This window comes from Pseudoduganella sp. HUAS MS19 (assembly GCF_053615455.1).
The window spans coordinates 448,156-460,905 of sequence record NZ_CM132133.1 but is presented as its reverse complement, the minus strand read 5'-3'; the positions used below and the strand labels follow the sequence as shown (position 1 = coordinate 460,905).

The following is a 12,750-nucleotide window of genomic DNA, read 5'->3' as shown; positions in this document are numbered from 1 at the left end:
CAGGCGGCAATGGAGAGAGAATTGATACCTGACGATGTACGCGAAGAGATCATGCGCCGGCTCGCGGCTGCGGAAGCCGAACATAATGTGCGTGTTTTACTGGCAGTAGAATCGGGCAGCCGCGCCTGGGGTTTTGCCTCGCCGAATAGCGATTACGACGTGCGCTTTATTTACGCGCATCCACGCGACTGGTACGTTGCGGTCGACCTGGAAGAGAAACGCGACGTCATCGAATACAGGATTGTCGATGAGATCGACATCAACGGCTGGGATCTCCGCAAAGCGCTACGCTTGTTCCGCCGTTCGAATCCAGCATTCGTGGAGTGGATCCAGTCGCCGATCCTGTACCGTTCGCATGGCGGTTTCGCTGACGGGGCGCGGGCGCTGCTGCCGAACCTACCACTACCGCAGCATGGCGAAAACCAACTATCGCGGCTATTTGCGCGCCGATATGGTGCCCCTGAAGAAGTACTTTTACGTGCTGCGCCCACTGTTGGCTGTGCGCTGGCTTGAACGGTATGGCACACCGGCGCCGATTGAGTTTGACAAACTACTGCATTTGCTGGAGGGCGAGGCGCAACTCCTGGACGCCATTGCGACGCTGCTGGAGAAAAAGAAAGCCGCGCCGGAAATGGGACTGTCCGAGCCCGTCCCATGCCTGAACCGCTTTATTGAAGCGGAACTCATCCGCCTTGAACGGCCGGACGTGGTCCGCTTCCGAAGCAACGATGTCAATGCCGAACTGAACCAGCTATTCCACGCCACGCTGGCCGAGCAGCGCTAGTTCCGCTACATCCGCGGCACGCCGTCACGGTTAACCGTGATGGTGCGGCCCGGCTCCGACGAGAGCTGGGCACGGTGTTCGGTACCGCGGAAATCATAGGTCACGTCCCAATACTGCGGGGTACGGCTCGGAATCGACTCGCAGCGCTGGACGTTCTGGGCGTACTGGTTGCCGGTATTGCGCCCAACGTTGGAACCGACAGCCGCACCGGCAATCGCGCCCCCAACAGTCGCAAGATCGCGGCCGGAACCGCTGCCTACCTGGTGCCCCAGCACGCCACCGATCAATGCACCGGCAATAGCGCCGGCCGTGCCGCTGCCGCCCGAGGCATCAACCTGCTGCCGTTCAACCCAGCAGCGCTGTTCGGGCGGACCGACCACAGCGCGGGCGGAAGTAATCGGGGCTTCGTATACTCGCTCGCTCGGCCGCATGCGGTATTCGTAGCTTGGCCGGGGCACCGGATCAGGTGCATATGCCATTTCATCCACACGCCGGCGTGGCGGCACCGCGCGGATCGAGGAGATATTGTCGTCCAGTCCCATGCCTTCCAGCGATTCATAGCTGCCCCGCCGCAAAATCCTGCATTCGCCCTGGAAGTTGGGCAATGGGCAAACCTCCCAGCGGCCGCGCTCAACCACAGCGGACGATGCGCGGTTGTCGAAACCGGCATTACGCAGGTCGTTGATCGAGCGCGTGACATTCACTGGGCGGCCACGCCAGCCTTCGCGTGGATAAAGCGTGATTTGGGCAAAGGCTTGCGCGCTGAAGAGGGCGATAAGAGTCGCCAGCGCAGTTCTGATTGGAAAGTTCATGATGTCCTCCGATACAGATCAGGTACGTCCAGCATGCCCCCGGCTGCGGGGGCTGGTCTGTTCGGGAACGCGCGTTACTTAGTAAGCTGAACCTCCTGGCTGGGTCGAGCTCAACACGCCGTTAATGGCTGAGATACGGTAGTTGACTGTAGCGTTGTTGTAGCTGGCCCAATTGGTCAGGCTGAAGCTGCCGGCACCGGACAGGCGTTGCACACCAACATTGCGATAGGTGAGCGGGGTCTTCGGCTTGCAGACTTCCGGCACCCCGACGGTGTTAAGGAAGTATGCGGATCCGCTGCCGACACGCGTGGCGTTGCCGCTTTCCACCAGCAATGCGGTTTCGACATCGATGCCGATGCCGTGCGTCATGGGTGTCCAGCCATCGTTCACGATGCGCGCCATGAAGGTCACCAGGCGGCCCATACGGTCCCGCGAGTCCAGGTGCATATCGGAGATCATATTGCCCATGCCGGACAGGGCCAGGAAGTCGCGCCCGAGCGAGACCGACCTGTCGTATGGGTTGGCCAGCGCCTGCGGCGAAGTGATCGACCCGTTCAAGGCATTGAACACATACTGGCTCATCACAGCCAAGCCGGCGCTGGTGCCGCCGATCGGGATATTCTTGTTGGCCAGTCCCTGGATTGCGGCTTGCAGCGGGGTGTCCTTCCAGTCTTCCCAATAATTGGCCTGGTCGCCACCTGCTATCCACAGCGCCTCGGCATTGCGGACCCGCTCCAGCACGAAGGGGTCGTTGGCTGCCGCGCGGCTGGGAATGACCAGGGTCTCCACCGAAGTTACCCCATTGCCGAAGGCGTAAATGTAGGGGTTGTAAGCATCCGTACCGCTGGCGCGGATCACCACGAAATTGCCGCCGCCAGCCTTTTGGATCATCCAGCGGAAGGCGTCATCGACATCGGTTCCTCCCCCCATCAGCACCAGCGCAGGCTGGGCCGGTTGCGGCCGCGTCACATTGGCCGGATCGCCCACCACATAGAACTCGTATTGTTTTGCGGACTGCGCCGAAGCGGCGGCGCACAGGAACATCACAAACAGGAAGAGGGCAGGCAGTGAACGCATGGCAAACTCCGCTGAAGTTGTAAATATGCAAACTTATTATACTCATCGGTGGCGGGGAATGCTGCACTACTTCAGCGTCCGTGCGCAAATGGCGACGGGCGATATTCTGCTTAGGCCTCGAAACGGCGCAGCCCTTCCAGGTCAAGGATACGAATGCCGCCGTAGTCCACACGCAACAGGCCCTGCTTTTCGAGGACTTGCAGGGCCTGGTTGGCGCGCTGGCGCGAGGCGCCCGACAGCAGGCCAACTTCCTCCTGCGAAATCTGGACCAGCCGTTCAATACCGGGATACAGGTGAGAATTAAATAGTGACGCCAGGCACCGTGCAACGCGCGTGTCCGGGTCCAGCAAGCGCTCGTTTTCCACCATGCCGATGAATTGACCCAAACGTTCGTTGAGCTGCATCAAGAGGAAGCGGGTGAAGGGTAGGCTATTCTCGAGCAGGTAGTGGAAGGTGACGGCAGGCATGCGTGCAATGCGGCTGTCGCGCAGGGTCATGGCGTCATACCGGCGGCGTTCATCCTTGAGTAATGAACCTTCGCCAAACCAGCCGCCAGGCGGCACTCCAGTAAATGTGACGCTTTTTCCGTTTGGCGAAAAATTATTCATTTTCACCATGCCCGAAATAATGCCGATCCAATTATCGACAATTTCGCCTTTATGGCAAACATAGCCGCCCTTGGGGATAAATTCCTCGTAGCAGGTGGCCTCCACGCGTGCCCGTTGCTCCTCTGTGAGCACGGGCGCCCAGGTGGAACTGCGTATGGCTTCGATCAGGCTGGGTTCTGGTTTCATTGTTGCGTCGCACCATCAAAAGTCGACGAATTGTCTTTGAAATGACAACTTTGCGACATAGCTCACGCTAATATCATCACACAAAAAGCCATAGGCACCTAAAAATCCAAGGAGACACCGTGCAGGAAAATCTGACGACCTTCCCTCGCAGGCTGCTTCAGCATGGCAAGGAGCGGCCGCACAAGCCTGCGTTCCGTGAAAAGGACCTGGGCATCTGGCAGACCTGGGACTGGCAGCAAGTGAATGCCGAAGTGCGCGCGCTGGCGTGCGGGCTGGCCGCGATCGGCTTCCAGCGCGGCATGAACCTGGCCATCATCGGCGATAACCGCCCTCGCCTGTATTGGTCGATGCTGGCGGCGCAGTGCCTGGGCGGCGTGCCCGTGCCGATGTACCAGGATGCTCCGGCTGCCGACCTGGCCTTCGTGCTGGAGAACGCCGAGATCCAGTACGCCATCGTCGAGGACCAGGAGCAGGTCGACAAGCTGCTCGACCTGTGCGAACAATGCCCGGGGATCGCGCATATCGCTTACGAAGACGAGCGGGGCATGCGCAATTACACGCACCAGCAGTTGATGTCGTATGCGCGCCTGCAGCAACTGGGGCGTGAATACGACAAGGCACATCCCGGTTTCTACGAAGCGTCGATCGCAGAAGGCAAGGAAAGCGATAACGCGATCATCCTGTACACATCCGGCACGACCGGCAAGCCGAAGGGCGTGTGCCAGACCCATAAGGCTCTGCTATCGGCGGCGATTGGCGGCATCAGCTTCGACAAGCTGACCGACCAAGAAAACGTCCTGTCTTACCTGCCGATGGCGTGGGTGGGCGATTGCCTGTTCTCCTTTGCGCAGGCGCTGACCGCCGGCTTTACCGTCAACTGCCCGGAATCGTCGGACACTGTCACCACCGACTTGCGCGAGATCGGACCTTCCTACTACTTTGCGCCGCCGCGCATTTTCGAGAACATGCTGACGCAGGTGATGATCCGCATGGAAGATGCGGGTGCCATCAAGCGCAGGATGTTCCATCACTTCATGGACGTGGCGCGCCGGGTGGGCTCAGACATCCTCGACGGCAGGCAGGTGCCGCTGGGCGACCGTATCAGCTATGCCATCGGCAATGTGCTGGTGTATGGACCGCTGCGCAATGTGCTGGGCATGTCGCGCATCCGCGTGGCTTATACGGCCGGCGCCGCAATCGGGCCCGACCTGTTCCGCTTCTATCGCTCCATCGGCGTCAACCTGAAGCAGTTCTACGGTTCGACGGAAACCTGCGCTTACATCTGCCTCCAGCCGGATGGCGAAATCAAATTTGACTCGGTCGGCAAACCGGCGCCTGGTGTGGAGGTGAAGCTGGCGCAGAACGGCGAGGTGCTGGTCAAGTCGCCGACGTTGATGCACTGCTATTACAAGCGTCCCGATGCCACGGCTGAGGCGATTGACGGCGAAGGCTATTTCCACACGGGCGACGCCGGCATTTTCGACAACGACGGCCACCTGCGCATCATCGACCGCGCGGCAGACGTGGGCAAGATGAACAATGGCGCCATCTTCGCGCCAAACTACATCGAGAACAAACTGAAGTTCTTCCCCTTCATTAAGGAAGCCGTGGCCTTTGGCCATGAGCGCGACAAGGTGACAGCCTTCATTAACATCGACATGGAGGCAGTGGGCAACTGGGCCGAACGGCGCGGCATTGCCTACTCCGGCTATACCGACCTGGCGGCGCATGAACAGACCTATGCGCTGGTTAAGGAATGCGTGGAAAAGGTCAATGCCGACCTGGCACAGGAGGCATTGATGGCGGAAACCCAGGTCCACCGTTTCCTGGTGCTGCACAAGGAGCTCGACCCTGACGATGATGAACTGACCCGTACCCGCAAGGTGCGCCGCAAGTTCATCGCCGAGAAGTATGCAGTGCTGATCGAGGCGCTGTACGGCGGCAAGGCTTCGCAATATATCGAAACCCAGGTCAAATTCGAGGACGGGCGCACCGGTATGGTGGCAGCTGACCTGCGGATCGTGGACCTCAAGGCAGCATAAGCGGGGAAGCCACCATGCAAATGAATGAACCGGAAGCCATCACCGCTGGCCGCAAGATCGGCGACGTGATCCTGGACCTGCGCAATATCTCGCTGTCGTTCGGCGGGGTGAAGGCGCTGACCAATATCTCTTTCGATGTGCGCGAGCATGAGATCCGCGCCATCATCGGCCCGAACGGCGCGGGCAAAAGCTCGATGCTGAACGTGATCAACGGCGTTTACCGGCCGCAGCAGGGCGAAATCATTTATCGCGGCGAGCATCGCAAGAATATGGATTGCTACGCTGCTGCCAAGTCGGGCATCGCGCGCACTTTCCAGAATATCGCGCTGTTCAAGGGCATGACTGTGCTCGACAACATCATGACCGGCCGTAACCTGAAGATGAAATCGAACTTCCTGCTGCAGGCGCTGTACTGGGGGCCGGCGCGGCGCGAAGAGATCGAACATCGCCGCAAATGCGAGGAGGTCATCGACTTTCTCGAGATCCAGCATATCCGCAAGACGCCGGTGGGCCGCCTGCCATATGGCCTGCAGAAGCGTGTGGAGCTGGGCCGCGCGCTGGCTGCCGAACCGCAAATCCTGCTGCTGGACGAGCCGATGGCCGGCATGAACGTGGAAGAAAAGCAGGACATGTGCCGCTTCATCCTCGACGTGAACGAACAGTTCGGCACCACCATCGTGCTGATCGAGCACGATATGGGCGTGGTGATGGATATTTCCGACCGCGTCGTGGTGCTCGATTACGGCAAGAAGATCGGCGACGGCACGCCGGATGAAGTCCGCACCAACCAGGATGTGATCGACGCTTACCTCGGAGTGGCCCACTAAATGGATATCACTTTTTTTGCAGAAGTGCTGATCGGCGGGCTGCTGTCGGGCGTGATGTACGCGCTGGTGGCGATCGGCTTCGTGTTGATCTACAAGGCTTCCGGTGTGTTCAATTTTGCGCAGGGCGCGATGGTGTTCTTTGCCGCGCTGACCACTGTCGGCTTCATGGACAAGTTCGGGCTCTCGCTCTGGCTGGCGATTCCGGCCACGATACTGGCGATGATCATCCTCGGCCTGGCAATCGAACGCGTGGTGCTGCGGCCGCTGGTCAACCAGCCTGAAATCACGCTCTTCATGGCCACCATCGGCCTGGCCTTCTTCATCGAGGGACTGGCGCAACTGATCTGGGGCTCGCAGGTGCACAAGCTGGAAATTCCCATCGAGGATGTGCCTAGCGAGTACCTGATGCAAAAGTTCAACATCATCGTCTCGAAGTTCGACCTCACCGCGGCCGCTATCTGCGCCGTGATGGTCGCCGCGCTGGCCCTGATGTTCGCCAAGACCAAGGTGGGCCGTGCGCTGCGCGCTGTGGCAGACGACCACCAGGCAGCGCAGGCGGTAGGCATTCCCCTGCAGCGCATCTGGGGCATCCTGTGGGCGGTGGCTGGCATGGTGGCACTGGTGGCAGGCTTGCTGTGGGGCGCACGCAATGGCGTCCAGTTCGCGCTGACCTTCATCGCGCTGAAGGCACTGCCGGTGCTGATCCTGGGCGGCTTCACCTCGGTTCCGGGCGCCATCGTCGGCGGCCTGATCATCGGCGCCTCGGAAAAACTGGCCGAAGTCTATATCGGCCCGCATGTCGGCGGCGGTATCGAAGGCTGGTTCCCTTATGTGCTGGCCCTGTTGTTCCTGCTGGTGCGCCCGGAAGGGCTGTTCGGCGAAAAAATCATCCGGAGGATCTGAGCGATGTTCTACCGCGAAGCAGGACAATTCAAAACCAGCTACGAGGCGGACGGCCAGATCCTGCCGATCCGCCAGGACCGTATCGCGCTGCTCGCCACGCTGGCCATCGCACTGCTGGTGTTGCCGCTGGTGTCGTCGCCTTACATGCTGTCGGCCATTTTCATTCCCTTCCTGATCTTTGCGCTGGCGGCATTGGGGCTGAACATCCTGACCGGCTATGCCGGCCAGCTTTCGCTCGGCACCGCCGCCTTCATGGCGGTCGGTGCATTCGCGGCTTATAACTTCATGCTGCGTATCCCCGGCATTCCGGTGCTGCTGGCGTTTGTGCTGGGCGGACTGTGCGCCGCCATGGTCGGCATGGCTTTTGGCCTGCCCTCTCTGCGCATACGCGGCTTCTACCTGGCCGCCTCTACGCTGGCGACGCAGTTCTTCGTCGTCTGGTGCCTGACCAAGATCGGCTGGCTGACGAATTCCAGCTCCTCCGGCGTGATCACCGCGCAAAAGATGGAAATCTTCGGCTATGCGTTTGACACCCCGGCACGCAAATACCTCCTGGTGCTGGCCGTGGTAGCCATCATGGCCCTGCTGGCGAAGAACATGATCCGCTCCAACGTCGGCCGCTCCTGGATGGCGGTGCGCGACATGGACGTGGCGGCGGAGGTGATCGGCATCCGCCTGATGCGCACCAAGCTGCTGGCGTTTGCGGTCAGCTCCTTCTATTGCGGCGTCGCCGGCGCGCTGTACGCCTTCGCCTACCTCGGCACCGTGGAGCCGGAAGCCTACAACCTGGACCTGTCCTTCCGCATCCTGTTCATGATCATCATCGGCGGCGTCGGCTCGGTGCTCGGCTCCTTCCTCGGCTCCGCCTTCATCGTGCTGCTGCCGGTATTCCTGAACATCGTCGCGCACGGCCTGGCGCTGCCAACCACCGTGGCATCGAACCTCGAGCTGATGGTTTTCGGCGCCCTGATCATTTTCTTCCTGATCGTGGAACCCCACGGTCTGGCGCGTTTGTGGCAAATCGGTAAAGAGAAACTCCGCCTGTGGCCTTTCCCCCACTGAGCGGCAACTACAAAACTGGAGACATCACATGAAATCGTTCGTACTTGGCATTGCCGCAGCTAGCAGCATCGTCGCCGGCAGCGCTTGGGCACAACCAGCCGACCAATTCGTCGCCCTGCCCTCCTATCGCGTCGGTCCCTATGCGGCGGGCGGCTCCGGCTTTTATGGCGGTATCATCGACTACTTCAACCTGGTCAATGCCAATGGCGGCGTCAATGGCGTCAAAATCAGCTGGGAAGAATGCGAGACCGAATACAACCCATCGCGCGGCGTCGAATGCTATGAGCGCCTGAAAACCAAGAACGGCGGCGCTACCGTGGTCGAACCCCTGTCCACCGGCATCGCCTACGGCATCCTGGACCGCATCCCGCAGGACAAGATCCCGATGACCACCCTGGGCTATGGCCGCTCCGACGCCGCCAACGGCAAGGTCTTCCCCTATGTCTTCCCGCTGATTACCAATTACTGGAGCCAGGCGGCCGGCATGATCAAGTACCTGGGCGACAAGAGCGGCGGCATGGACAAGCTGAAAGGCAAGAAGATCGTGCACCTCTATCACGACTCGGCTTTCGGCAAGGAACCGCTGCCGGTCCTGGAGGCAATGTCCGGCCAGTATGGCTTTGAACTGATCAAGATCCCGGTGGCACCGCCAGGCAGCGAGCAGCAATCGCAATGGCTGCAAATCCGCCAGGCCAGGCCTGATTACGTGATCCTGTGGGGCTGGGGCGTGATGAACTCCGTCGCCATCAAGACCGCGCAGCGCAACGGCTTCCCGCGCGAGAAGATGCTGGGCGTATGGTGGGCCGGCTCCGAGGAGGATACCGTGCCTTCGGGCGAAGCGGCCAAGGGCTATACCTCGATGACCTTCAATACCCCTGGCAACTACCCGCTGCTGGACGAGCTGCGCAAGAAGGTCTACGCCGGCGGCAAGGGCAACCTGGCCGACCAGGGCCGCATCGGCTCCGTCTACCACATGCGCGGCCTGACGGCCGGCGTCATGTATGTGGAAGCCATGCGTGCCGCCCAGGAGAAGTTTGGCAAGGGCAAGCCGGTCAACGGCGAACAACTGCGCTGGGGCCTGGAGAACCTGAATATCGACGAAGCGCGGCAAAAGGTGCTGGGCGTCCACAATATGTTCCCGACCGTGAAGACGTCCTGCGAAGACCATGAGGGCTCGGGCGCCGTCAAGGTCCAGCAATGGGACGGCAAGGCCTGGAAGGCTGTCACCCCGAACTGGGTGATAGGGGATAAAGCCTTGCTGCGCAAGCTGGTAGACGAATCTTCGACCAAGTACGCTGCCGAGAAGAAGATCACGCCTGCTTGCGCGAAGTGATGGCCAATGCGGAGAAGCTAATGAGCTACCTGTCGGTAAACAACATCGAGGTCATTTATGACCACGTGATCCTGGTGCTGAAAGGCGTGTCGCTGCAGGTCCCTCAGGGCAAGATCGTTGCCCTGCTGGGCGCCAACGGCGCCGGCAAGTCGACCACGCTGAAGACCATCTCCACCCTGCTGCGCGGTGAGCGCGGCGACGTCACCAAGGGCGAGGTGCAATTCAAGGGTGAACGCATCGACCAGCTCACGCCCAACGAGCTGGTCAAGCGCGGGTTGTCGCAAGTGATGGAAGGCCGTCACTGCTTCGGCCACCTGACCATCGAGGAGAATTTGCTGACAGGGGCTTATACGCGCAGCGCATCGCGCGGCGAAATGAAGGAATCGCTGGACAAGGTCTACCACTACTTCCCTCGCCTGCGCGAACGTCGCAACAGCCAGGCGGGCTACACCTCCGGCGGCGAACAGCAGATGTGCGCCATTGGCCGCGCGCTGATGGCCAAACCCTCCATGATTCTGCTGGACGAGCCTTCGATGGGCATAGCGCCGCAAATCGTGGAGGAGATCTTCGGCATCGTCAAAGACCTGAACGCCAAGGAGAACGTGTCTTTCCTGCTGGCGGAACAGAACACCAACGTGGCACTGCGCTACGCGGACTTCGGCTATATCCTCGAGAACGGCCGGGTGGTGATGGAAGGCGAGGCCAGCGAACTGGCCAACAATGAAGACGTCAAGGAGTTCTACCTCGGCATGTCCGGCGCCGGCCGCAAGAGCTTCCGCGACATGAAATTCTACCGCCGGCGCAAACGCTGGTTAGCCTAAACAGAAAATGAACCTGAACAAAGCAAAAGAATTCTGCCGCGCGCTTCCCGGCACCACCGAAGACATCAAGTGGGAATGCAACCTGGTGTTCTCGGTCGGCGAAAAGATGTTTGCCGTGATGGATGCCAAGGAAAAGGAAAAGTCGATCAGCTTCAAGGTGGACGACGAGCGCTTCCTGGAGTTGACGGACCGCGAAGGCATCATCCCCGCGCCCTACCTGGCCCGCGCCAAATGGGTCATGGTGCAGGACCTGTCCAAGCTGGCGGATGCGGAAGCCAAAGCGCTGATCAGGCGCTCGCACGAGCTGGTGTTCGAAAAGCTGACCAAGAAGCTGCAACGCGAGATTGAAGGAGCGGCATGATGGCCGAGACCCTGGACCGCCTCGAGACGCGCCCGCACGCCGAGCGCGAACGCGATCTGATGGAACGCCTGCCGCTGTTGGTGGCCCAGGCGCAATCGGCGCCGGGCTGGGCGCGCATCCTGTCCGGCATCGACGCTGCGCGCATCAACAGCCGCGAGGCGCTGGCGCAACTGCCGGTTACGCGCAAGTCCGACCTGAAGGCATTGCAAGCGCAGCAACGTCCTTTTGGTGGCCTGAACAGCACCCCGGCAGGCGGGCTGGGACGCATTTTCATGTCCCCCGGCCCGATTTTCGACCCGGAAGGCCGATCGATCGACTGGTGGCGCTTCTCGCGTCCCATGTTCGCCACCGGCGTGCGCCCCGGCTGCCTGGTGCAAAACTGCTTCTCCTACCACTTCACGCCTGCGGCCTTCATGGTGGAGGGCGGCGCCGCACGCATTGGCTGCACAGTGATCCCGGCCGGCGCCGGCCAGACCGAGTTGCAGGTGCAGGCCATGACGGAACTGCGCCCGGATACCTATATCGGCACGCCCTCCTTCCTGAAGATCATCATCGAGAAGGCCGCGGAGATGGGCGCTGACATCAGCAGCGTCAAACGCGCGATGATGGGCGCCGAAGCGCTGCCTGAATCGCTGCGCCAATGGTTCGCCGAGCATGGTGTACCGGAAGTGATTTCCACTTATGCCTCCGCCGACATCGGCAGCATCGCTTACGAAACACGCGCCAACGGCAAGCTTAATCCCGGCATGGTGCTGGACGAAGACGTGTTGCTGGAAATCGTGCGCCCCGGATCCGGCGAGCCTGTGGTGCCGGGCGAAGTCGGCGAAGTTGTTGTCACGTTATTCAACCCTGACTATCCCCTGATCCGTTTTGCCACCGGCGACCTGTCGGCCGTACTGACGGATGCCGCTCCATCGGCCTGCGGCCGTACCAACACCCGTATCAAGGGCTGGCTGGGCCGCGCCGACCAGACCACCAAGGTGCGCGCCATGTTCGTCCACCCATCGCAGGTGCATGAGATCGCGCGCCGCCATCCCGGCATGGGCAAGGCGCGCCTGGTCGTTTCCGGCAAGATCGCGGACGAAGTCATGACGCTGCACTGCGAGACCGACGACCCCGCCCTGCCGGCTCAGGCCACCGAAATCGTCGCCACCATCCGCGACATCACCAAACTGCGCGGCGAAGTGTGTTTTGCGCCGCGCGGCAGTTTGCCAAATGACGGCAAGATCATCGACGATGTGCGCGATTACAGTTGAGATGCCGCAGCATGTGGCATAAATCCAACTGTTCCTAGGGCAGGCAGCGGATTGGCGGGATAATTGAACCATTCTTGACCTGCCTCAGAAACATCATGCAAGACTTTCACCACAACCGCGCACGCGCCCTTCTCCAGAACGCAGAAGAGCTCTTCGACAAAAATTCGGTGCAGGTGGCGGTCAGCCGCATGGCCGACACGCTGAACGACCGCTTTGGCGATCCGTCCAAACAGGAGTTTCCCCTGGTGCTCGGCGTGATGGGCGGCGCCGTCGTCTTCACCGGCAACATCCTGCCGCAACTGACCTTCCCGCTCGAATTCGACTACATCCACGTCAGCCGTTACGGCGACGAAGACCAGGGCGGCAAGGTAGTGTGGAAAGTTGTTCCGCGCCCGACCGTTTCCGGTCGCACCGTGATCGTGCTCGATGACATTCTCGACGAAGGCGAAACCCTGGCCCACGTCAAGGAACGCCTGCTGGAGATGGGCGCCAAGGAGGTGATCATCGCCGTCTTCTGCGACAAGGATATCGGCAAAACCAAGCCGGTGAAGGCCGACCTGGTCGGCCTGACCATTCCGAACCGCTTCGTGGTCGGCTTTGGCATGGATGCTTATGGTTACTGGCGCAACCTGCCAGGCTTGTGGGCGATCAATCCGGCGGACCTGAGCAAAGGCTGAA

Annotated in this window: 14 protein-coding genes; 11 read left to right on the top strand and 3 right to left on the bottom strand. The window is 60.8% G+C overall.

The window, feature by feature from the left end; genetic code table 11:
* Window positions 1–9: 9 nt before the first annotated feature.
* Window positions 10–513 carry a nucleotidyltransferase domain-containing protein gene (locus tag ACWBU6_RS02185; protein ID WP_452647248.1) on the top strand — a complete coding sequence of 168 codons (504 nt, stop codon included), beginning with the start codon at window positions 10–12 and terminating at the stop codon, window positions 511–513.
* Complete coding sequence (locus tag ACWBU6_RS02180; protein WP_452647247.1) at window positions 413–784, top strand: DNA polymerase beta superfamily protein; 372 nt, start codon at window positions 413–415, stop codon at window positions 782–784. Before ACWBU6_RS02185 ends, ACWBU6_RS02180 begins: the two co-directional genes overlap by 101 nt.
* 5 nt (window positions 785–789) lie before the next feature.
* On the opposite strand, the gene ACWBU6_RS02175 is transcribed toward ACWBU6_RS02180, so the two are convergent.
* The 3 genes from ACWBU6_RS02175 to ACWBU6_RS02165 form a co-directional block, all read right to left on the bottom strand.
* Entirely contained in the window at window positions 790–1,596 is an 807-nt protein-coding gene (locus tag ACWBU6_RS02175; RefSeq protein WP_452647246.1) for a beta/gamma crystallin-related protein, read from the bottom strand.
* Window positions 1,597–1,674: 78 nt separating this feature from the next.
* Window positions 1,675–2,673 carry a cyanophycinase gene (locus tag ACWBU6_RS02170; protein ID WP_452647245.1) on the bottom strand — a complete coding sequence of 333 codons (999 nt, stop codon included), beginning with the start codon at window positions 2,671–2,673 and terminating at the stop codon, window positions 1,675–1,677.
* A 110-nt stretch (window positions 2,674–2,783) separates the two neighbouring features.
* The gene (locus ACWBU6_RS02165; RefSeq protein ID WP_452647244.1) at window positions 2,784–3,467 is read right to left on the bottom strand and encodes a Crp/Fnr family transcriptional regulator; all 684 of its coding nucleotides are present in this window, start codon (window positions 3,465–3,467) and stop codon (window positions 2,784–2,786) included.
* A 119-nt stretch (window positions 3,468–3,586) separates the two neighbouring features.
* Here ACWBU6_RS02165 and ACWBU6_RS02160 point away from each other — a divergent pair, with 119 nt between their 5' ends.
* The 9 genes from ACWBU6_RS02160 to ACWBU6_RS02120 all read left to right on the top strand — a co-directional run bounded on the left by ACWBU6_RS02160 (window position 3,587) and on the right by ACWBU6_RS02120 (window position 12,749).
* Window positions 3,587–5,509 carry an AMP-dependent synthetase/ligase gene (locus ACWBU6_RS02160; protein WP_452647243.1) on the top strand — a complete coding sequence of 641 codons (1,923 nt, stop codon included), beginning with the start codon at window positions 3,587–3,589 and terminating at the stop codon, window positions 5,507–5,509.
* Between the two features lie 14 nt (window positions 5,510–5,523).
* Window positions 5,524–6,336 carry an ABC transporter ATP-binding protein gene (locus ACWBU6_RS02155; RefSeq protein WP_452647242.1) on the top strand — a complete coding sequence of 271 codons (813 nt, stop codon included), beginning with the start codon at window positions 5,524–5,526 and terminating at the stop codon, window positions 6,334–6,336.
* Window positions 6,337–6,342: 6 nt separating this feature from the next.
* Window positions 6,343–7,239, top strand: coding sequence for a branched-chain amino acid ABC transporter permease (locus ACWBU6_RS02150; RefSeq protein ID WP_452649513.1), 897 nt, complete (start codon window positions 6,343–6,345; stop codon window positions 7,237–7,239).
* A gap of 3 nt (window positions 7,240–7,242) precedes the next feature.
* Window positions 7,243–8,301: a branched-chain amino acid ABC transporter permease gene (locus ACWBU6_RS02145; protein ID WP_452647241.1), complete on the top strand. Its 1,059-nt coding sequence runs from the start codon at window positions 7,243–7,245 to the stop codon at window positions 8,299–8,301.
* 28 nt (window positions 8,302–8,329) lie between these two features.
* On the top strand, window positions 8,330–9,634 hold the full coding sequence (locus ACWBU6_RS02140; protein ID WP_452647240.1) for an ABC transporter substrate-binding protein: 1,305 nt from the start codon (window positions 8,330–8,332) through the stop codon (window positions 9,632–9,634).
* 20 nt (window positions 9,635–9,654) lie between these two features.
* On the top strand, window positions 9,655–10,455 hold the full coding sequence (locus ACWBU6_RS02135; RefSeq protein ID WP_452647239.1) for an ABC transporter ATP-binding protein: 801 nt from the start codon (window positions 9,655–9,657) through the stop codon (window positions 10,453–10,455).
* A 7-nt stretch (window positions 10,456–10,462) separates the two neighbouring features.
* Window positions 10,463–10,816, top strand: coding sequence for an MmcQ/YjbR family DNA-binding protein (locus ACWBU6_RS02130; protein ID WP_452647238.1), 354 nt, complete (start codon window positions 10,463–10,465; stop codon window positions 10,814–10,816).
* Window positions 10,816–12,072, top strand: coding sequence for a phenylacetate--CoA ligase family protein (locus ACWBU6_RS02125; RefSeq protein WP_452649512.1), 1,257 nt, complete (start codon window positions 10,816–10,818; stop codon window positions 12,070–12,072). Before ACWBU6_RS02130 ends, ACWBU6_RS02125 begins: the two co-directional genes overlap by 1 nt.
* A 95-nt stretch (window positions 12,073–12,167) precedes the next feature.
* Entirely contained in the window at window positions 12,168–12,749 is a 582-nt protein-coding gene (locus ACWBU6_RS02120) for a hypoxanthine-guanine phosphoribosyltransferase (protein WP_452647237.1), read from the top strand.
* Window position 12,750 lies beyond the last annotated feature (1 nt).